Below are 20,339 nucleotides of genomic sequence, written 5' to 3' on the forward strand. Positions count from 1 at the left end.
GTAGACTCGAAGGACTCAGCAGGGCCGACGTCGTCCCGATCTATCCCACGTAGCGCGAGCGACGACAGGAGGCCCGGTGGTTCATCCGCACCCTCAGCGCACCTCCGAAGGGCTCTACGACCCGGCGTACGAGCACGACGCCTGCGGCGTGGCCTTCGTGGCGGATCTGGCGGGCCATCGTTCCCACGACGTCGTCGCCAAGGGCCTCTCGGCGCTGTGCCGGCTCGACCACCGGGGCGCCCGCGGCGCCGAGCCCAACACCGGTGACGGCGCCGGCATCATGCTGCAGGTGCCCGACGAGTTCTTCCGGGCCGTGGTCGACTTCCCCCTCCCGCCCCCCGGGCAGTACGCGGCCGGCCTGGTCTTCCTCCCGCACGACGAGGAGGAGGCGGCCCGGGCGGTCCGGGTCCTGGAGAAGTACGCGCTGGTGGAGGGTGCCGACCTGCTGGGCTGGCGGGACGTGCCGGTCGACCCGAGCGACCTGGGCGAGACGGCCGAGGCGGCCCGCCCGCGGATCCGGCAGGTGTTCCTCGCCGCGCACCGGCTCACCGACACCCCGGAGGGTCCGGCGGGCAGCCCGCTGACCGGGCTCGACCTCGACCGGGTGGCGTTCTGCGTGCGCAAGCAGACCGAGCGGGAGAGCGCCGAGCGGGGCGTCGCGGCGTACTTCCCGTCGCTGTCGTCGCGCACGATCACGTACAAGGGGATGCTCACGCCGGCGCAGGTGCCCGCGTTCTTCCCCGACCTGGCCGACGAGCGGGTCGCCAGCGCGATCGCGCTGGTCCACTCGCGCTTCTCGACCAACACGTTCCCGTCGTGGCCGCTCGCCCACCCGTACCGGTTCATCGCGCACAACGGCGAGATCAACACCATCCGGGGCAACAAGAACTGGATGAACGCCCGCGAGGCGCTGCTCGCCTCCAGCGCGATCCCGGGCAACCTCAAGCGGCTCTTCCCGATCTGCACGCCGGACGCCTCCGACGCGGCGAACGTCGACGAGGTGCTCGAACTGCTGCACCTGGCCGGCCGGAGCCTGCCCCACGCGATGCTCATGATGATCCCGGAGGCCTGGGAGAACGACCCGGACATGGAGCCGGCGCGGCGCGCGTTCTACCGCTTCCACGCCAGCCTGATGGAGCCGTGGGACGGCCCGGCCGCGGTGGCGTTCACCGACGGCACGGTGGTCGGCGCGGTCCTCGACCGCAACGGCCTGCGCCCCGGCCGCTGGTGGCAGACGAGCGACGGCCTGGTGGTGCTCGGCAGCGAGGCGGGCGTGCTCGACCTCGACCCGGCGACCGTGGTGGCCAAGGGGCGGCTCCAGCCGGGGCGGATGTTCCTGGTCGACACCGCCGCCGGCCGGATCGTGCAGGACGACGAGATCAAGGCCGAGCTGGCCGCCGCCCAGCCGTACGACGAGTGGCTGCACGCCGGCCTCATCGACCTCGCCGACCTGCCCGAGCGGGAGCACATCGTCTACACGCACGACTCGGTGCAGCGGCGGCAGCAGACCTTCGGATACACCGAAGAGGAGCTGAAGATCCTGATCGCGCCGATGGCGCGCACCGGCAACGAGCCGATCGGCTCGATGGGCACCGACACGCCGATCTCGCCGCTCTCCACCCGCCCCCGCCTGCTGTACGACTACTTCCACCAGCTCTTCGCCCAGGTGACCAACCCGCCGCTGGACGCGATCCGGGAGGAGCTGGTCACCAGCCTCCAGTCCACGATCGGCCCGGAGGGCAACCTGCTCGACCCGGGACCGGCGAGCTGCCGGCAGATCGTGCTGCCGCACCCGGTGATCGACAACGACGAGCTGGCGAAGATCCTCTCCGTCGACGCCGACGGTGACCTGCCGGGCTTCAAGGCGGTCCGGGTCTCCGGGCTGTACCCGCTGCGCGACGGCGCCGCCGGCATCAAGGCGCGGCTCACCCAGATCTGCCGCCACGTCTCCGAGGCGATCGAAGACGGCGTGCGCATCCTGGTCCTTTCCGACCGCGACAGCAACGCGACGCTGGCACCCATCCCGTCGCTGTTGCTCACCGCGGCGGTCCACCAGCATCTGGTACGCGAGCAGACCCGCACCCAGGTGGCGCTGATCGTGGAGAGCGGCGACTGCCGCGAGGTGCACCACGCGGCCGTGCTGGTCGGATACGGCGCGGCGGCGGTCAACCCGTACCTGGCCTTCGAGACGGTCGAAGACCTCATCGCGACCGGCGCGCTGCCCGGCATCGAGCCGGCCACCGCGGTCCGCAACTACGTCAAGGCGCTCGGCAAGGGCGTCCTGAAGATCATGTCCAAGATGGGCATCTCCACGGTCTCGTCGTACTGCGGGGCGCAGGTCTTCGAGGCGGTCGGCCTCGACGCGCGGCTCGTCGAGCGCTACTTCGCCGGCACGCCCGGCAAGATCGGCGGCGCCGGGCTCGCCGAGATCCACGAGGAGATCAAGGCCCGTCACGTCCGCGCCTACCCGCTGAACGAAGCGGAGCGGACACACCGGCGCCTCGACGTCGGCGGCGAGTACCAGTGGCGCCGCGAGGGCGAGGTGCACCTGTTCAACCCGGAGACGGTCTTCCTGCTGCAGCACGCCACCCGCAGCCGGCAGTACCAGGTCTTCCAGAAGTACACGTCCACAGTGGACAAGCTAGCGACCGAGGCCGGCTCGCTGCGCGGGCTCTTCACGCTCCGCACCGGGGTCCGCCCGCCCGTCCCGATCGACGAGGTCGAGCCGGTCAGCGAGATCGTCAAGCGCTTCGCCACCGGCGCGATGTCGTACGGCTCGATCTCGGCCGAGGCGCACGAGACGCTCGCCGTCGCGATGAACCGGCTCGGCGGCAAGTCCAACACCGGCGAGGGCGGCGAAGACGTCGAGCGGCTCCACGACCCGTCCCGCCGCTCCGCCGTCAAGCAGGTCGCGAGTGGACGGTTCGGGGTCACGAGCGAATACCTCGTGAACGCCGACGACCTCCAGATCAAGATGGCCCAGGGCGCCAAGCCCGGCGAGGGCGGCCAGCTCCCCGGCAACAAGGTGTGGCCGTGGATCGCCAAGACCCGGCACGCCACGCCGGGCGTCGGCCTCATCTCGCCGCCGCCGCACCACGACATCTACTCCATCGAAGACCTCGCGCAGCTCGTGCACGACCTGAAGTGCGTCAACCCCGCCGCCCGCGTACACGTGAAGCTGGTCTCGGAGATCGGGGTCGGCACCGTCGCCGCGGGCGTCGCCAAGCTCAAGGCCGACGTGATCCTGATCTCCGGCCACGACGGCGGCACCGGCGCGTCCCCGCTCAACTCGCTCAAGCACGCCGGCACCCCGTGGGAGCTGGGCCTGGCCGAGGCGCAGCAGACGTTGCTGCTCAACAAGCTGCGCGACCGGGTCACGGTGCAGGTCGACGGGCAGCTCAAGACCGGCCGCGACGTGATCGTGGCGACCCTGCTCGGGGCCGAGGAGTACGGCTTCGCCACCGCCCCGCTCATCGTCTCCGGCTGCATCATGATGCGGGTCTGCCACCTCGACACCTGCCCGGTCGGCATCGCCACGCAAAACCCGGTGCTGCGCGAGCGGTTCACGGGCCGGCCCGAGTTCGTGGAAAACTTCTTCGTCTTCCTCGCCGAGGAGGTCCGCGGCTACCTGGCCGAGCTGGGCTTCCGCTCGCTCGACGAGGCGATCGGCCACGCCGAGCTGCTCGACGTCGCGCCCGCGGTCGACCACTGGAAGGCGCGCGGCCTCGACCTGCGTCCGGTGCTGCACATCCCGCGGCTGCCCGAGGGGGCGGCCCGGCGCCGCATCCGCGAGCAGGACCACGGCCTCGACCGCGCGCTCGACAACGAGCTGATCACGCTCGCCGCGCCGGCTCTGGAGCGCCGCGAGCCGGTCCGCCCGGTGCTCGCCGTCCGCAACGAGCACCGCAGCGTCGGCGCCATGCTGGGTGGCGAGGTCGCCCGCAGGTACGGCGGCGCCGGCCTGCCCGACGACACGATCGACGTGACGCTGCACGGCACCGCCGGCCAGTCGTTCGGCGCGTTCCTGCCGCGGGGCGTGACGCTGCGCCTCTTCGGCGACGCGAACGACTACGTCGGCAAGGGGCTCTCCGGCGGGCGGATCGTGGTGCGGCCGTTCAGCACCGCGCCGTTCGTGGCCGAGGAGCAGATCATCGCCGGCAACACCATCCTCTATGGAGCGACCGGCGGCGAGCTCTTCCTGCGCGGCCGGGTCGGCGAGCGCTTCGCCGTCCGCAACTCCGGCGCGGTGGCCGTCGTGGAGGGCGTCGGCGACCACGGCTGCGAGTACATGACCGGCGGCACCGTCGTGGTCCTCGGCGGCACCGGGCGCAACTTCGCGGCCGGCATGTCCGGCGGCACCGCGTTCGTGTGGCGCCTGGACAAGAGCCGGGTCAACCCGGAGCTGGTCGAGCTCGAGCCGCTCAGCGACGAAGAGCAGGTCACCCTCCGCACGCTGGTCGAGCGGCACTTCGCGGAGACCGACTCGGCCGTCGCCGAGCACCTGCTCAAGCGCTGGTCCGAGGCGGTCGAGGAGTTCATCGCCGTCGTACCGCGCGACTACAAGCGCGTCATGGAAGCCATCCGCACCGCCGAAGCCGCCGGTCGGGACATCGACGAAGCGGTGATGGAGGTCGCTCGTGCCTGATCCTCAGGGTTTCCTTCGGTACGGGCGCCGGCTTCCCAGCCGGCGCCCGGTCCCGGTGCGCATCCAGGACTGGCGCGAGGTCTACCCGTCCGCCGGCGACGAGCTGATCCGCGAGCAGGCCACCCGCTGCATGGACTGCGGCATCCCGTTCTGCCACGACGGCTGCCCGCTGGGCAACCGCATCCCGGACTGGAACGACCTGGTCCGCACCGGCGGCTGGGCCTCGGCGATCGAGTCGCTGCACGCCACCAACAACTTCCCGGAGTTCACCGGGCGGCTCTGCCCGGCGCCGTGCGAGGCGGCCTGCGTGCTCGGCATCGCCGGCGGCGAGCCGGTCACCATCAAGCAGGTCGAGGTCGAGATCATCAACCGGGCCTTCGAGAAGGGGTACGTCACCCCGCAGGCCGTGCCGCCGCCGTCCGGCAAGCGGGTCGCCGTCGTGGGCTCCGGCCCCGCCGGGCTCGCCGCCGCGCAGCAGCTCGCCCGCGCCGGCCACCAGGTGACCGTGTACGAGCGGGACGACGCGATCGGCGGCCTGATGCGGTACGGCATCCCCGACTTCAAGCTGGAAAAGGAGCACATCGACCGGCGCTTGGCGCAGATGACGGCCGAGGGCGTCCTGTTCCGCACCTCCGTCAACGTCGGCGTCGACGTGACCGCCGCTTCGCTGCGCGCCGAGCACGACGCCATGCTGCTGGCCTGCGGTGCGCTCGCCGGGCGCGACACGCCCGAGACGCCGGGGCGGCAGCTGCGCGGCGTACACCTGGCGATGGACCACCTCGTCCCCGCCAACCGCTTCGTCGCGGCCTCAGCCGCGGCCGCCGATGACCCGGCCGCGGGTCCGGTGCCTCCTTCGCCGATCGACGCCAAGGGCAAGCACGTGGTCATCATCGGCGGCGGCGACACCGGCGCCGACTGCCTCGGCGTCGCCCACCGCCAGGGCGCGGCCGGCATCGTGCAGCTCGACCTGTACCCGCAGCCGCCGGACGCCCGCGAGGAGGCGCGCGACCCGTGGCCCACCTGGCCGTGGATCCTGCGCAACTACCCGGCGCACGAGGAGGGCGGCGACCGGGTGTTCGCGGTCGCGGTCCAGGAGTTCGTCGACGACGGCGCCGGCAACGTACGGGCCGTGCGGATCGCCGAGGTGACCGTGGAAAAGGTCGACGGCCGCCGGATGCTCACCTACGTGCCCGGCTCCGAGCGCGAGATCCCGGCCGACCTGGTGCTGCTGGCGATCGGCTTCGACGGCACCGAGGAGCAGCCGCTGCTCGACCAGCTCGGCGTCACCCGCAACGCCCGCGGCGCGATCGACGCCCGCCCCGACTGGCAGACGGCCGACGCCGACGGCATCTTCGTCGCCGGCGACATGCACCGCGGTGCCTCCCTCATCGTCTGGGCGATCGCCGAGGGCCGCGCCGCGGCGGCCGCCATCCACTCGTACCTGGGCGGCGAAGGCTCCCTGCCCGCGCCGGTCACCCCCGCGGCCGTGCCGCTGAGCGTGTAGCGGCACCCACGCCGGGTGACCGGCCCGGCCCGGCGAGCCGGTCAGCGACGGCCAGCCCGGCGCCGTACGCCGGGCGCGACAGGGAGAGGGCATGTTGCTGAGGTTCCGGGTCGCCAACGTGCGATCGTTCCGCGAGGAACAGGAGCTGTCCTTCGTCGTGCAGCCGGGCGACAAGGCGTCGACAGGCCGGGTCGTGTCGGTGGCGGGACGAGAGCTCGCGCTGTATCCGGTGGTCGGGATCTTCGGCGCCAACGCGTCCGGCAAGTCGAACCTTCTCGCCGCGCTGGTCATGATGCGTGACGCGGTGCTGAATTCCTACGCCCAATGGGCCTCCTTCCGTGGGATCCCGCGGGAGGAGTTCAACCTCGATCCAAAGGCGGCCGAGGACAGTTCCTTCTTCGAGGTCGACTTCGTGCACGACGGCTTCCGCTACACGTACGGCTTCGAACTCGGTGCCGGGCGGGTGGAGGCGGAGTGGCTGCACGCGTACCCCAAGGGTCGCCGTCAGGTGTGGTTCGACCGCGATGCCTCCCGCGACACCGAGTTCGAGTTTCCCGGTGAGCGGGTGCGCGACCGCGCCCAGTTCGTGCGCCTGACCCGTCCGAACGCGCTGTTTCTCACGGTGGCCGGCACCGACAACAGCCCCGAGCTGTCGCCCGTCTTCTACTGGTTCCAGAACAACCTGGGGCTGGTCACGCCGGAAAACGAGCGGCATCAACGCGAGAGCCTCACGCGCCATGCCCTGCGCGGTCCGCGCCGAGAGCGGATCGAGGAGTTGCTCCGGGTCGCGGACCTGGGCGTCGCCGGGGTTGAGCTGGTAGACAACGGCGAGGTGGTCCGCCTCTGGCACGACGGGGCGGCCGGCGACAGATACCCGGTCGCCTGGGAACGCGAGTCGTTTGGCACCCGCTCCAGGTTCGCGCTGCTCGGTCCCGTTCTGCTCGCCTTGGACGAAGGCGCCGTACTCCTGGTCGACGAGCTGGACGCGAGCCTGCATCCGCGGTTCGCGGCGGAGGTCATCCGGCTCTTCCAGGATCCCGAGGTCAACGCCGCGGGTGCCCAACTGATCTTCACCACGCATGACGTGACGGTGCTCGGCACCCCCGGTGGCGACCGGTTGCTCGACCCCGGCCAGGTCTGGGTCTACACCGAAGGCGAGCTGACGGAGCCGCAGTACATCGACCTGGTCAAGGAGATGCAGCCGGTCCGCCGAAACGATGTACACATCGCGAACGACACCAGGCAGGCCGGGGGTACCCGAGGAAGCGGCGGACGAGCCGTCGACCGCAAGCCCGCAGACCTGGTGGACGCCGCGATCGACCAGATCGAGGGCCGGTTCGCCGACGCGCGCAAGCGGGCCAAGCAGATGAACGCCCAGCACGACGACCACCTGCCGTACACGCAGCGTGATCCATACACCAACGTGTGGGAGTTCGTCGAGGACTTGGGTGTTCTCGCGTACTGACGCGGTGTTGTTCGGAGGCCCTGACGTGTGATGCGGTCGGGGGCCGGCGGTGCGGCCCCCGACCGGGTTGGTCAGAACTCGGAGTTGTAGCTGGTGAACGAGCCGGTGTCGACGCGGGCGCCGGCCGGTGTGTAGCAGGCGACGTTGCGCACCAGCACGGTCGTGCCGCTGTACGACCACGGGGCCTGCAGGTTGCAGAACTCGCCCCGCTGCCCGCTGGTCGACACCTGTACGGTGTCCGGCCGCTGGGCCAGCCCGCGGAAGCCGACCAGTGTCAGCCCGAGGCCGGACGCGGCGAGGCCGTTCGCGCCGGGCCCGAGCTGGGAGTTGAAGTTCGTCGCCGGCGGGCCCGGGTTGGGTGCTGGCGGCGGCGGCATGTTCCAGATGTAGCCGAAGAACTTCGGTGGGTACGCCGGGCCGAACAGCGACCGTTCGAGCTGGTAGCTCAGTGTGAACCCGGTGTCGAACGGCGTGCCGGTCCCGTCGAAGCAGAACACCAGCACGTCCTGCCCGCCCGGGCTGGACCGCCACTTCGGGATCTGGCAGTGCGCGCCCCGGTCCGAGTTGACCGCGGTCACCTGCAGGCTGCCGTCGTTCGGCCCCGGCGTGCCGAGGGCGGGGAAGCGGACCACGTACTCGCCCGGACCGCCGGCCGGCGCCACCGTGTTGCCGCCGCCGACGGCCGAGTTGTACTCGCTCACGACCGTGGCGGCCGCGTCCGCGTGCACGTACCCGTAGTGGCCGGGCACCCCGTCCGGCGGTGAGCTGCTCGCGAAGACCGCGGTGAACGGCGTGTCGATGCCGAAGCTGCCCGGCCGGAAGCAGCCGATGTACGCGATCTGATCGGCGCCGGAGAAGCCCCACTTCAACGCCTGGCACCACACCGGGCGCCCGCTGATCGCGGTGACGTGGACGACGCCGCCCTTCGCGGCCTGGCCGGGGAAGACGACCTCGTAGAAGCCCCCGCCGAACGCGGTGACGGTGGTGGCGGGCGGCCAGGTGCCGGAGGGCACCACGGCGGCGCCGTTCCAGAGCACGAAGCCGTGCCCGTCGGGTACGGCCGCCTGTGCCGGCGCGGCGAGTCCGGCGGTGGCCAGGGCGGCGGCGAGGCAGGCTCCGGCCAGCTTTCGGAGGATTCCCATTGCGCTCCTTCGTGGGTCGGGAACGGGACGCTAAACAGAGGAAGAGATCGATGGACTGATATGGCGGGTTGCCGACAGCCGAACGGCTGGATTTGATAAGACACATCCATGTGATCTTGGGGATACAGGCCGGACACAGCCCGCTCCAAGAGTGATCAACCATGGCTCCCACTCCACCCACGGACGCCGAGCTCGACGTCATGATCCGAGCTCGCCTCGCTTCCCTCGGAATCGACCTGGACCAGCTGCCGCCCGGCACCGCGTCTGACCCGGCGACCGGCTCGCCCGGCCGCGACTCCGTACTCGCCTCGCTGCGCTCGTTCGTCCGCGGCAGCGTGACCGCGCTCGCCGCGTACCAGCTGCCGGCCCCGGCGGGCAGCGACCCGGCGCACGCGGCCGCCCTCTCCCAGCAGCCCGCGCCGATGCTCTACCCCTCGATCAGCACGGAGTGGCGCAAATGACCACAGTGGATAGACGGGCGTTCCTCGCCCGGACCGCCGCCGTCGCCGCGGTGGCCGCCGCCGGCGCCTCCGCCATCCCGGCCACGGCCGCGTGGGCCGGCGGTGCGGCCCGCTTCGGCGGCAACGCGTACGTGCGGCCGCGCCCCGAGGCCTTCACCGACCTCACCGAGCTGACGCTCGCCGAAGCCGCCTGGATGATCAAGAATGGCCGGATCAAGCCGATCGACCTCGTCGAGGCGTACCTGGCCCGGATCGGCACGTACGAGCCGGCGTACCAGGCATTCAACACGGTGCTCGCCGACCAGGCGCGGGCCGCGGCGAAGGTCGCCGGCCGCAAGCCGCATGTCGGCCCGCTGCACGGCATCCCGCTCGCCATCAAGGACAACTACTGGACCGCCGGCGTGCGGACCACGGCCAACTCGTTCCTCTTCCAGGACTTCGTGCCGCCGTACGACGCGACAGCCGTGGGCCGCCTCAAGGCGAACGGCGCGATCGTGCTCGGCAAGACGCAGATGGGTCCACTCGCGACAACCCGAGCGACCACACCGGACGGTCGCGTCACGACGGTCAACGCGTGGACACCCACCAACCCGGGAACGGACCCCGGCGGCTCGTCGACCGGCACGGCCACGTCGGTGGCCGGGCGCATGGCGACATCGGGTACGGGCACGCAGACCGGCGGCTCCATCACGGCACCCTCGAACGCGCAGAACCTGACCGGCCTCAAGCCCACGATGGGTCGCGTGTCGCTGGCCGGCATCATCCCGCTCAGCTACACGCGCGACCACCCGGGCCCGCTCGCCCGCGACGCCAAGGACGCGGCCATCATGCTGACCGCGATGGCGGGGGAGGACCCGGCCGACCCGCGCACGCAAGGGCTGCCGCGGGTGCCAAACCTGGTCGAGGCGGCGACGCCGGTGTACTCGGGGCGCCGGGTCCGTGCCCGCTGGAACACGCGCATCGGCGTGCTCCCCGGGTACGCCGACGGCACCTCGGCCACCGCGCTGGCCCGCCAGGCGTTCCTCTCCACTGTGGACAAGGTCGAGGGCGTGCGCCTGGTCGACGTCCCGTTCCCCGACGAGTGGGAACTGCTGACCGGCGGCGCCTTCAACAACGTACGGCTGCCCGAGCGCAGCGAGCCCTTCATGCCGTACCTGCGTACGGACCTGCGCGGCTTCGGCGTCTCGGTGACCGGCTGGCTGCAGGGCGCGCTGCTCGGCGCGAACGAGTTCATCACCGGCCAGCGGGCCAAACTGCTGCTGCTGGAGCGGGTGCTGGACCAGATCTTCGACCACTGCGACGTGGTGGTGCAGACCGGCCCGGTGCCCTTCGACATCCTGGGGCTGCCGGAGATCGGCTTCCCGATCGGCTTCACCACGGCCGGGGTCCCGATCGGCACGATCCTCGGCGGCGCCCCGTACGCGGAGGACCGCCTGCTCTCGGTCGTCGCCGCCTACCAGGCCGTGACCGACTGGCACTGGCGCCGCCCGCCGAACCCGCCGGCTGCGGGTGCCCCGTCGGCGCTGCGCTCGGCCGCCCCGGCGGAGGACCGTGGCCGCCTCACGGCCGAGGACGTGGTCGCCCAGACGCAGTAAAGCGCCCGTGATCGAAGCTCCCCTCACGTCGCTAGAACAGCTTGAGGGGAGCTTCGATCACGGAGGACTCAGCCCAGCAGGGCGGCGGCCATCGCCGCGCACTCGCCGGCGTCCAGGGAACGGACCTGGGCGCGGACGGTGTCCAAAGCGGACGGTGCCACCGACAGGATGCGGCAGCCGACGCCGATCAGCAGCGGGATCGCGTACGGGTCGGCGGCGGCGTCACCGCAGACGGAGACCGGGCGCCCGTGGCGTTCGCCGGCGGCGACGGTCGCGGCGATCGCGCGCAGCACCGAGGGTTCCGCCGCGCGGGCCGGGGTCAGGGCGGGATCCTGGCGGCCGAGGCCGAGCAGGGACGCGGTCAGGTCGTTGGTGCCGATGGAGAGGAAGTCGGCCGCCGCCGCGATCTCGTCGACGGCCTTCACCGCCGCCTCCGTCTCGACCATCGCGCCGAGGGGCACGTCCTCGGGCAGCAGCGCGCGAGCCTCGCGCACCTGGGCCGCGGAACCGACCATCGGGAGCATCACGCGTAGCCGGGTGCCCGCGCCGGTGGCGACGATCGCGGCCAGCTGGGCGGCCAGCGCCTCCGGCGGCGGCTGCCCCGGGTACGACCGTCCACTGTGCCTACCACGGCGCTCGTCCACCGTCGTGGTCGCGGCCCGTAGCCTCGCGACTCCCGCTTCGAGGAACGGTGGCAGCTTGTCCGGCGCGAAGTCCAGCGTGCGTACCGTCGCGACCAGGCCGGCCAGCGGGCCCAGCACCGGGCGGAGCGCGGCGGCGTGCGCGGCCTCGTCGGGCCAGCCGGGCGCGGTGAGGAACGGCAGCTCGGTCCGGACCAGCCCGGCGCCCTCCGCCCCGGCGGACACGGCGGCGCGGGACTCCTCGGCGGTGGCCACGTTCGCCAGCAGGGTGACCGCCTCGCCGTCGCGGGTGACGGCGGGGAGCGTACGGCCGGCGGCGAGGTCGGCGCGGCGCCGCTCGGCCGCGCGCAGGGCCTCGCGGGCGGCGTGCTCCTGGGCCGGGGTGGGCGCCAGGATCAGCGTGGCGCCGTCGAGCACCGCCGGTACGCCGTCGGCCGCGTCGGGGGTGACGCCGAAGGCCAGCGGTACGCCCAGCGCGCGGGCGACGATGGCGACGTGCGCGTTCGGGCCGCCGAGCTGGGACACGGCGCCGGCCAGGTCGTCCACGACGTCCAGCAGGTCGTCGGCGCCCAGCTCGTGGCCGGCGAGGATGACCGGGCCGTCCACAGTAGACTCCGGGTCGCCGCGCAGCACCCCGGCGACCCGGCGCCCCACCTGGCGTACGTCGGCGGCGCGGGCGGCCAGCGTCGGGTCGGGGAGGGCGGCCAGCAGCTCGGCGTACGTCGAGGCGGCCGCGGTCACCGCGCCGGCGGGGTCGCGCCCGGCGGCCAGTTCGGCGGTGGCGGAGCCGCGCAGGTCCGGGTCGTCGGCGATCAGCGCCATCGTGGCCACGATCTCCGCCGGCTCGGTGTGCCCGCCGGCCCGCAGCGCGTCGGCCCGTTCGCGCAGCCGCGCGGCCACCGTGTCGAAAGCGGCCGTGAGGTCGGCGGGGGACGCGGCGGCGGAAGGGCCGCTGGGCGGCGCGCCGGTGCCCACCCAGCGGATGCGTCCCAGTCCCACCCCGGGCGCGCCGAGCACGCCGGTGTATCCGCGGGGCCCCCGGGGAAACGTGGAGCGAAGCGGAGCGTTTTCTTGGGGTGCTTTCATCTGGTGACGTCCGCCAGCGCCTGGAAGACCAGCCAGGTCGAGGTGGCGCCCGGATCCTGGTGGCCGACGCTGCGCGGCCCCAGGTACGACGCGCGGCCCTTGCGGGCGACCATCTCGATCGTCGCGCGCATGCCCTCCGCGGCCGCCTCCGCCGCCGCCCGCGCGGCCACCGCCAGCCCTTCCTCCGCCGCCTTCTCGAACGCGGCGACCGCCGGGCCGTACGCGTCGACGATCGTCTTGTCACCGGGGACGGCCGCACCGAGCTTCTGCACGGCGGCCAGTCCGGCCCGCAGCGCCACGCCGAGCTCGGCGGCGTCCACTGTGGAGCTGCCGGCGGGCAGGGCCTTGCCGATCGCGCGGAACGCCGTGCCGTACAGCGGCCCGGCCGCACCGCCCACTTTGGACACCAGCGTGGTGCCGGTCTTGACGAAGACGTCGCCGACCGCCGCCGGCTCCGCCGCGGAGGAGAGGGCCGCCGCCACGGCCGTGAAGCCACGGTTGAGGTTGACCCCGTGGTCGGCGTCGCCGATCGCCGAGTCGAGCTGGGTCAGGTAGTCGGCCTGCTCCGCGACGGCCGCGGCGATCGCGGCGATCCACGAGCGGGCGAGCGCGACGTCCACGTAGACCTCCCTGAGGAGCGGGCCAGCTACACGCCCCAGCGCAGCGCCGGGGTGCGGACCGGTGCGTCCCAGAGCCGCAGGATCTCCGCGTCCGCCCGACACACGGTAACCGACATACCGGCCATGTCCAGGCTGGTCACGTAGTTGCCGACCAGGTTGCGCGCGACCCGGAGGCCGGCCTTGCCGAGCAGCGCGGCCACCTCGCCGTACAGCAGGTACAGCTCGATGAGCGGCGTGCCGCCGAGGCCGTTGACCAGCACGATCGCCTCGGAACCGGCGGCCAGCGGCTTGGCACCGAGGATCGCCTCCACCGTCATCGCGGCGATCTCCCGGGCCGGGCGCAGCTTCTCCCGCCGCCGCCCCGGCTCGCCGTGGATGCCGACGCCGATCTCCATCTCGTCGTCCGGCAGGTCGAAGCCGGGCTTGCCGGCGGCCGGCGTCGTGCAGGCGGTGAGCGCGACCGCGAACGAGGCGGACTGCTCGTTGACCCGCGACCCGGCGGCGGCGACCGCGTCGGCGGCGGCGCCGGCCTCGGCGAGCGCGCCGGTCACCTTCTCGACGATCAGCGTGGCGCCGGTGCCCCGGCGGCCGGCGGTCCAGGTGGAGTCCTCGACGGCGACGTCGTCGTCGACGAGCACCGAGCGCACCTCGATGCCCTCGTCGGCGGCGAGCTCGGCGGCCATCTGAAAGTTCATGACGTCGCCGGTGTAGTTCTTCACGATGTGCACCACGCCCGCGCCGCCGTCGACCGCCTGGGTGGCGGCGAGGATCTGGTCGGGGACCGGCGACGTGAACACCTCGCCCGGGCAGGCGGCGTCGAGCATGCCCAGCCCCACGAAGCCGCCGTGGAGCGGCTCGTGCCCGGAGCCGCCGCCGGAGAGCACGCCGACCTTGCCGGAGCGGGGCGCGTCCGCGCGGACCACGATCTGCTGCTCGATGTCGACCCGGAGGTCGGAGTGGGCGGCGGCGACACCGGCCAGCGCTTCGCGGACGACCGCCGATGGGTCGTTGACGAACTTCTTCACGGCCGGACTCCTTCCGGAGGGTGGTGGCCGGGTAAGACCGCGTTCAGCGATGCTGAAGTGTGTTCGGAACCTAGTCCCGGTTACGAGCGTGTGTCAAGCGTAGGACGTCAGGATGCCGCGGCGACCCAGCGGCGCGTCGACGGGCGGCCGGCGCCGAGGTCGCGGGAGAGGTGGCGGGCGGTCTCCCGGACCGCGACGGCCAGCCCGTCCCGGGTCTGCTCGTCGAGCAACCGCTCGACCGGACCGACCGCCCCGATCGCCCCCACCACCTCGCCGGTGTGGTCGAAGACCGGGGCCGCGATGCCGGCGTCGCCGATGGCCGCCTCGCCCTCCTCGACCGCGTACCCCGTGCCGCGTACCCCCTCCAGATCCTGGACCAGCGCGGACGGCTCCGTCCGCGTGGCGCCGGTGAGCGCGGGCAGCGGGGCCCGCAGCAGCGCCGCGCGGTCGGCCTCGGGCAGGTGCGCGACGATGGCCTTGCCCAGCGCGCAGGTGTGCCAGGGGATGACCGCGCCCACCTCCAGGATCTGCACCGCGCCCTCGGGACGGAACGCGTGGTGCACGACCAGCACGTGGTCGGCCGAGAGCACGCCCACCCAGACCGCCTCGCCGACCCGGTTGGCCAGGCCGTCGGCCCAGGCCACCGAGCGGACCCGCAGCTCGTGGGTCTCCAGGTAGGCGTTGCCGAGCTCGAGCAGCGCGGGTCCCAGCCGGTACTTGCCGGTCTCGTGGTCCTGGGCGACCAGCTGGCCCGCCTCCAGCGTGCGCAGCAGCGCGTGGGCGGTGGGCTTGGCGACGCCGATGCGCTCGGCCACCTCGGTCACGCCGGCGCCCCGCGCGGCGGTGCCGAGCACGCGGAGGATCTCGATCGCGCGCGCGACGGACTGGACCATGGTGGCCGCCTCTCCGCCCGACACGCCGGCCGAGCGGGTTCAGTATTGCCGAACGGTGTTTCTGAACATACCATTTCCGGTCATGACGAGATTCGTGGGCATCGTACTCGTCTCGCACAGCGCCGAGCTCGCCGCTGGCCTGCGGGAGCTGCTGTCGCAGGTGGGTGGGGCGTCGCTCACGGTCGAGGCGGCCGGCGGCACCGACGAGGGCGGCATCGGCACCAGCTACGACCTGGTGCGGGCGGCGATCGAAAAGGCGGACGGCGGCGCCGGCGTGCTGGTCCTGCCGGACCTGGGCAGCTCGGTGCTGACCGCGCGGGCGGTGCTGGACGACATCGCCACGCCCGGCGTCGTGATCGTCGACGCGCCCTTCGTGGAGGGCGCGCTGGCCGCCGCGGTCATCGCGGCCACCGGCGCCGACCTGGCGACCGCCGTCGCGGCCGCGGAGGAGGCACGCGATGTCCGTAAGCTCTGAGACCGCCGTCGTGCTCCCGGCCCACCTGCACGCGCGGCCGGCCGGGCAGGTGGTCCAGGCCGCGGCGCGGTTCCAGGCCGAGGTCGAGATCGAGTACGCGGGAAAGGTCGCCAACGCCCGCGGCGTGCTCGCCGTGATGGCACTCGGCGCCACCGCCGGCACCACCGTGACCCTGCGCGCGAGCGGCCCGGACGCGGCCGAGGCGGTCGACGCGGTGGCCGCCGTGCTCAGCGCCGCGAGCTGACCTCCACCGGGGGACGCAGCGGATGTCGGGGCGGTACTACCATGCGCGGTGACGGTCGCCGACGCCCGCCGCCACCAATCGTCCGACAGGGGTCGGCCGCACAGCCGATCCGGCGGAGGGACTAGCCTGATGACCGTGACACGCCGCGCGAAGATTGTCTGCACTCTCGGCCCTGCCACTTCCTCTCCGGAGCGCATCCGGGGCCTCGTAGACGCCGGTATGGACGTGGCCCGACTCAACTTCAGCCACGGCAGCCACGAGGACCACGAGTCGGTGTACCAGCGGGTGCGCGAAGCGGCCGAGGCCGCCGGCCGCGCCGTCGCGATCCTCGCCGACCTGCAGGGTCCCAAGATCCGCCTTGGCAAGTTCGCCGAGGCGCCGGTCGAGTGGCGCACCGGCGACACGGTGGTGATCACCGGTGACGACGTGCTCGGCACGGTCGACCGGGTGTCGTGCACCTACCGCAAGCTTCCCCAGGAGGTGAAGGTCGGCGACCGCCTCCTGATCGACGACGGCAAGGTCGCGGTCGAGGTCACCGCCGTCCACGACAACGACATCCGCTGCCTCGTCGTCGAGGGCGGCCCGGTCTCCAACCACAAGGGCGTCTCCCTGCCCAACGTGGCGGTGAGCGTGCCGGCACTGTCCGAAAAGGACGCCGCCGACCTGCGCTTCGCACTCGGCCTCGGCGTCGACCTGGTGGCCCTGTCGTTCGTCCGCTCGCCCGACGACATCAAGCTTGTTCACGCGATCATGGACGAGGAGGGTCTGCGCCGCCCGGTCCTCGCCAAGGTGGAAAAGCCGGAGGCGGTGACCCACCTGGAGGCGATCGTCGACGCGTTCGACGGCGTGATGGTGGCCCGTGGCGACCTCGGCGTGGAGCTTCCGCTCGACCAGGTGCCCCTGGTGCAGAAGCGGGCCGTCCAGCTCTGCCGGGAAAACGCGAAGCCGGTCATCGTCGCCACCCAGATGCTCGACTCCATGATCGAGAATTCGCGCCCGACCCGCGCCGAGGCCTCCGACGTGGCCAACGCGGTGCTCGACGGCGCCGACGCGGTCATGCTCTCCGGCGAGACCAGCGTGGGTAAGTACCCGGTGCTCACGGTCAGCACGATGGCCAAGATCGTGACGACCACCGAGTCCGGCTCGATCGGCGTGCCCCGCCTCCAGCACGACCCCCGCACCCACGGCGGCGCGCTCACCGTGGCCGCCTCGCAGATCGCCCGCAGCATCGGGGCCAAGGCGCTGGTCGCGTTCTCGCAGACCGGCGACACCGTCCGCCGCCTCTCCCGGCTGCACTGCGAGCTGCCGCTGCTGGCGTTCACGCCGGTGCCCGAGGTGCGCAGCCAGCTGGCCCTTTCGTGGGGCGTGGAGACGTTCCTGGTGCCGTTCGTGCAGCACACCGACGACATGTTCCGGCAGGTCGACCTGGCGCTGCTGGGCATCGGCCGGGCCAACCCCGGCGACTACGTGGTGGTCGTCGCGGGCAGCCCGCCCAACGCGCCCGGTTCCACCAACACGCTGCGGGTGCACCAGCTCGGTTCCCTGGTCGACGCCGCGACGGCGGCCCGAAGCAGCGGTCGGTGACCTCTCCCGCCGCGGCGTGCCGCCGTCGCTTTCGGGCGGGCGGCGTTCGCTCCTGGGCGGGCGGGGCTCGCTCCTGGGCGGGCGGCGACCGTGGGTGACGCGGCCGTCGGTCAGGCGGCGGTCGACCAGCTCCTTGAGGTGCTCGACCTGAAGGAGCTGGGTCCGTTCCGGTTCCGCGGGATCAGCCCGCGGGTCGGTCCGCAGCGGGTCTTCGGCGGCCAGGTCGCCGGGCAGGCGCTGGTCGCCGCCGGCCGCACCGTCGACCCGGCGCGGCTGGTGCACTCGCTGCACGGCTACTTCGTGCGGCCGGGCGACCCGACCGAGCCGATCGAGTACCAGGTGGAAAACATCCGCGACGGCCGCTCGTTCTCGGTCCGCCGCTCGGTCGCGATGCAGGACGGCCGGGCGATCTTCTTCATGTCGGCGTCCTTCCACCGGCAGGAGGAGGGGCTCGACCACCACGCGCCCGCCCCGCCCGGCGTACCCGGCCCGGACGAGGTGCCGACGATGTCCGACCGCCTCGCCCGGTACCCCGACCGCGCCGGCATCTGGGCCGCCATCCCGCGCCCGATCGACGTGCGGTACGTCGGCGAGCCCGGCTGGGTGCCGCCCGGTGACCGCCCCGCCGACCCGTACCAGCGGGTGTGGATGCGCATCGACGGCAAGCTCCCCGACGACCCGCTGCTGCACGCCTGCGCCCTCACGTACGCCTCCGACCTCACGCTCCTCGACTCCGTGCTCTCCGTACACGGCGAGGTGTGGGGGCCCGGCGGCGTGGTGGGAGCGAGCCTCGACCACGCGCTCTGGTTCCACCGCCCGTTCCGGGCCGACGAGTGGTTCCTCTACGACTGCTGGAGCCCGTCCGCCTCCGGCGCGCGAGGGCTGGCCACGGGGCGGATGTTCACCGAGGAGGGGCGGCACGTCGCCACCGCCGTACAGGAAGGCTTGCTGCGCCGCGTGGGCGGGTGAGGCCCGGCCGGCCGGTCCTCTGCTTTGTCGACCGGGATAATGGGGTTCATGCGACTGTCTGCCCGGGTCGACTACGCGCTGCGCGCCGTCGTCGAGCTCGCCACCGCCGTCGAGGGCCCGCTGACCGCCGAGCGCATCGCGAAGGCGCAGGAGATCCCGCCGAAGTTCCTCGAAAGCATCCTGCTCCAGCTGCGCCGCGGCGGGGTGGTGCACGCCCAGCGCGGCCCGGAGGGCGGCTACTGGCTGGCCCGCCCGGCCGGCGAGATCACGCTCGCCGACGTCATCCGGATCATCGACGGGCCGCTCGCGCACGTGCGCGGCCAGCGCCCGGAGGAGCTCGGCTACCACGGCGCCGCGGCCGCCCTCCAGGAGGTGTGGATCGCGCTGCGGGCCAGCGAGCGGCAGATCCTCGAGCTGGTCACGATCGCCGACGTCGCGACCGGCAAGCTTCCCGAGCGGATCCGCGACCTGGTCGCCGACCCGCGCGCCTGGGCCTGACCACCTTCCTCACCCGCCCGCGTTCACGGCACCCGCTCGCTCGCTCGCGCGTGCCCGCCCGCCCGCCCGTGATCGAAGCTCCCTTCATGTCGTTCTAGCGACCTGGGGGGAGCTTCGATCACCGGCGGGGGAGGTCTCATTTTCCGGTACCGGCTTGACGGTGGCCGCCATTTCCCTGATTCTCGACTAAGTTGACCGGAATTACCGAGGAGGTGGAGAAGGTGCGGAAGCTGATCGTCCTCGCCCTGGTGGGGCTCGCCGCGCAGCTCGTCGACGGCGCCCTCGGCATGGCGTACGGGGTCACTTCCTCGTCACTCCTCCTCGTCGCCGGTCTCGCCCCGGCCTCCGCCTCGGCGTCGGTGCACCTGGCCGAGCTCGGCACCACGCTCGCCTCAGGGGCGGCGCACTGGCGGTTCGGCAACGTCGACTGGCGGGTCGTACGCCGCATCGCACTCCCGGGCGGCGTCGGTGCCTTCGCCGGTGCCACGTTCCTCAGCTCGATCTCCACCGAGGCCGCCGCGCCGTGGATGGCCGGCATCCTGCTCGCCCTCGGCCTGTACCTGCTGATCCGCTTCACCCGCCCTCTCGCCGAGCGCCGCGCCCGGCGCCCGCTTCCTCGCCCCGCTGGGCCTGGTGGCCGGCTTCGTCGACGCCACCGGCGGTGGCGGCTGGGGCCCGGTGGCCACCCCGTCGCTGCTGGTCTCCGGGCGGATGGAGCCGCGCAAGGTGATCGGTTCGGTGGACACGTCGGAGTTCGTGGTGGCGGGCGCGGCGAGCGCGGGCTTTCTGATCGGGCTGGGCTCCGAGGGCTTCGTGCTGCCGACCGTGGCCGCGCTGCTGGTCGGCGGTCTCATCGCGGCCCCGCTCGCCGCGTGGCTGGTGCGCATCGTCCCGGCCCAGCTGCTCGGCGCCGCGGTGGGCGGGCTGATCGTGCTGACCAACGCCCGCACCATCATGCGCGCACTCGACGCGCCGTCCGGCCTGCGCCCCGTGGTCTACCTGGCGATCGTGGCCGCCTGGGCCGGCGCGCTGTACCTGGCCGTGCGCCTGCTGCGCCGCACCCGCCGCGCGCCCCAGCCCGCCCCGGCAGACGCCGAGGAGCGCCTGCCCGCCCTCGACGCCGCCTGACCTCCCAGGGCGCGCCGACTCCGGCCGGCCGTTGGCGGTCTGGAGCGGATCCAACTCCGAAAGAGACCTTGGGCTACCGCGATACGCTAGTTCGATCAAGGCTGTGTGAGCCGGGCGCACTCGGGAGCGCCAAGCCGTCGCCCGGCCCAGCCGGGCCGCGCGGGTGGTCGAGATCGTGGTACGCAGGTGCCCCCGGAGAGGCACCGAAATACCACGATCGCCGCGGGTCCACCGGATTTCGTGTCAGGCGCTCCCGGCTAGGAGGGGCTCGCGCCGTGATCGACTCAGGGCGCCGCGAAGAGTTTCAGCGCCTGACGGCGGTCTATCCCTGCTGGGAGCCGGTGAGAAGCGGTTCGCCCTTCCC

The 20,339-nt window shown here is 72.9% G+C and carries 15 protein-coding genes and 1 pseudogene; 11 read left to right on the forward strand and 5 right to left on the reverse strand.

What is annotated here, in order from left to right; genetic code table 11:
- Positions 1-76: 76 nt before the first annotated feature.
- From gltB to RB614_RS08630, 3 genes are all read left to right on the forward strand, one after another.
- A complete protein-coding gene (gene gltB / locus RB614_RS08620; protein ID WP_308711853.1) occupies positions 77-4,645 on the forward strand; it encodes a glutamate synthase large subunit in 4,569 nt (1,522 codons plus the stop codon).
- On the forward strand, positions 4,638-6,149 hold the full coding sequence (locus RB614_RS08625; RefSeq protein WP_308711854.1) for a glutamate synthase subunit beta: 1,512 nt from the start codon (positions 4,638-4,640) through the stop codon (positions 6,147-6,149). Before gltB ends, RB614_RS08625 begins: the two co-directional genes overlap by 8 nt.
- A gap of 91 nt (positions 6,150-6,240) precedes the next feature.
- Positions 6,241-7,614, forward strand: coding sequence for an AAA family ATPase (locus RB614_RS08630; protein ID WP_308711855.1), 1,374 nt, complete (start codon positions 6,241-6,243; stop codon positions 7,612-7,614).
- Between the two features lie 71 nt (positions 7,615-7,685).
- On the opposite strand, the gene RB614_RS08635 is transcribed toward RB614_RS08630, so the two are convergent.
- A complete protein-coding gene (locus RB614_RS08635; protein WP_308711856.1) occupies positions 7,686-8,756 on the reverse strand; it encodes a hypothetical protein in 1,071 nt (356 codons plus the stop codon).
- Between the two features lie 161 nt (positions 8,757-8,917).
- Between RB614_RS08635 and RB614_RS08640 the strand changes: the two genes are divergently transcribed.
- Both RB614_RS08640 and RB614_RS08645 read left to right on the forward strand, forming a co-directional pair.
- Entirely contained in the window at positions 8,918-9,217 is a 300-nt protein-coding gene (locus RB614_RS08640; protein WP_308711857.1) for a hypothetical protein, read from the forward strand.
- On the forward strand, positions 9,214-10,812 hold the full coding sequence (locus tag RB614_RS08645) for an amidase (protein WP_308711858.1): 1,599 nt from the start codon (positions 9,214-9,216) through the stop codon (positions 10,810-10,812). The genes RB614_RS08640 and RB614_RS08645 overlap by 4 nt, the downstream gene beginning before the upstream one ends.
- Positions 10,813-10,880: 68 nt before the next feature.
- On the opposite strand, the gene RB614_RS08650 is transcribed toward RB614_RS08645, so the two are convergent.
- The 4 genes from RB614_RS08650 to RB614_RS08665 form a co-directional block, all read right to left on the reverse strand.
- Positions 10,881-12,539: a putative PEP-binding protein gene (locus RB614_RS08650; protein WP_308711859.1), complete on the reverse strand. Its 1,659-nt coding sequence runs from the start codon at positions 12,537-12,539 to the stop codon at positions 10,881-10,883.
- Positions 12,536-13,159: a dihydroxyacetone kinase subunit DhaL gene (gene dhaL / locus RB614_RS08655; protein WP_308711860.1), complete on the reverse strand. Its 624-nt coding sequence runs from the start codon at positions 13,157-13,159 to the stop codon at positions 12,536-12,538. Before dhaL ends, RB614_RS08650 begins: the two co-directional genes overlap by 4 nt.
- A gap of 26 nt (positions 13,160-13,185) precedes the next feature.
- Complete coding sequence (gene dhaK, locus RB614_RS08660) at positions 13,186-14,184, reverse strand: dihydroxyacetone kinase subunit DhaK (protein ID WP_308711861.1); 999 nt, start codon at positions 14,182-14,184, stop codon at positions 13,186-13,188.
- A 107-nt stretch (positions 14,185-14,291) separates the two neighbouring features.
- Positions 14,292-15,077: an IclR family transcriptional regulator gene (locus RB614_RS08665; RefSeq protein ID WP_308711862.1), complete on the reverse strand. Its 786-nt coding sequence runs from the start codon at positions 15,075-15,077 to the stop codon at positions 14,292-14,294.
- Between the two features lie 82 nt (positions 15,078-15,159).
- Here RB614_RS08665 and dhaM point away from each other — a divergent pair, with 82 nt between their 5' ends.
- The 6 genes and pseudogenes from dhaM (at position 15,160) to RB614_RS08695 (ending at position 19,975) form a co-directional block, all read left to right on the forward strand.
- Positions 15,160-15,552 (forward strand): dihydroxyacetone kinase phosphoryl donor subunit DhaM, encoded by a 393-nt coding sequence (dhaM, locus tag RB614_RS08670; protein ID WP_308711863.1) that lies wholly within the window; start codon positions 15,160-15,162, stop codon positions 15,550-15,552.
- Positions 15,536-15,796, forward strand: a complete 261-nt coding sequence (locus RB614_RS08675) for an HPr family phosphocarrier protein (RefSeq protein ID WP_308711864.1) — start codon at positions 15,536-15,538, stop codon at positions 15,794-15,796. The genes dhaM and RB614_RS08675 overlap by 17 nt, the downstream gene beginning before the upstream one ends.
- 129 nt (positions 15,797-15,925) lie before the next feature.
- Positions 15,926-17,380 (forward strand): pyruvate kinase, encoded by a 1,455-nt coding sequence (pyk, locus tag RB614_RS08680; RefSeq protein WP_308711865.1) that lies wholly within the window; start codon positions 15,926-15,928, stop codon positions 17,378-17,380.
- A 90-nt stretch (positions 17,381-17,470) separates the two neighbouring features.
- On the forward strand, positions 17,471-18,349 hold the full coding sequence (locus tag RB614_RS08685; protein WP_308711866.1) for an acyl-CoA thioesterase: 879 nt from the start codon (positions 17,471-17,473) through the stop codon (positions 18,347-18,349).
- Positions 18,350-18,397: 48 nt separating this feature from the next.
- On the forward strand, positions 18,398-18,847 hold the full coding sequence (locus RB614_RS08690; protein ID WP_308711867.1) for an RrF2 family transcriptional regulator: 450 nt from the start codon (positions 18,398-18,400) through the stop codon (positions 18,845-18,847).
- A 221-nt stretch (positions 18,848-19,068) separates the two neighbouring features.
- Positions 19,069-19,975, forward strand: a pseudogene (locus RB614_RS08695) (sulfite exporter TauE/SafE family protein).
- Positions 19,976-20,339: the final 364 nt, after the last annotated feature.

Source organism: Phytohabitans maris, assembly GCF_031085175.1.
Lineage (GTDB): Bacteria > Actinomycetota > Actinomycetes > Mycobacteriales > Micromonosporaceae > Phytohabitans > Phytohabitans maris.

Coding starts and splice junctions, on each gene's coding strand:
- RB614_RS08650 (WP_308711859.1), bottom strand. CDS start 12,539: ATGAAAGCACCCCAAGAAAACGCTCCGCTTCGCTCCACGTTTCCCCGG.
- pyk (WP_308711865.1), top strand. CDS start 15,926: ATGACCGTGACACGCCGCGCGAAGATTGTCTGCACTCTCGGCCCTGCC.
- dhaM (WP_308711863.1), top strand. CDS start 15,160: ATGACGAGATTCGTGGGCATCGTACTCGTCTCGCACAGCGCCGAGCTC.
- RB614_RS08665 (WP_308711862.1), bottom strand. CDS start 15,077: ATGGTCCAGTCCGTCGCGCGCGCGATCGAGATCCTCCGCGTGCTCGGC.
- RB614_RS08640 (WP_308711857.1), top strand. CDS start 8,918: ATGGCTCCCACTCCACCCACGGACGCCGAGCTCGACGTCATGATCCGA.
- RB614_RS08630 (WP_308711855.1), top strand. CDS start 6,241: ATGTTGCTGAGGTTCCGGGTCGCCAACGTGCGATCGTTCCGCGAGGAA.
- RB614_RS08690 (WP_308711867.1), top strand. CDS start 18,398: ATGCGACTGTCTGCCCGGGTCGACTACGCGCTGCGCGCCGTCGTCGAG.
- RB614_RS08645 (WP_308711858.1), top strand. CDS start 9,214: ATGACCACAGTGGATAGACGGGCGTTCCTCGCCCGGACCGCCGCCGTC.
- RB614_RS08635 (WP_308711856.1), bottom strand. CDS start 8,756: ATGGGAATCCTCCGAAAGCTGGCCGGAGCCTGCCTCGCCGCCGCCCTG.
- RB614_RS08675 (WP_308711864.1), top strand. CDS start 15,536: ATGTCCGTAAGCTCTGAGACCGCCGTCGTGCTCCCGGCCCACCTGCAC.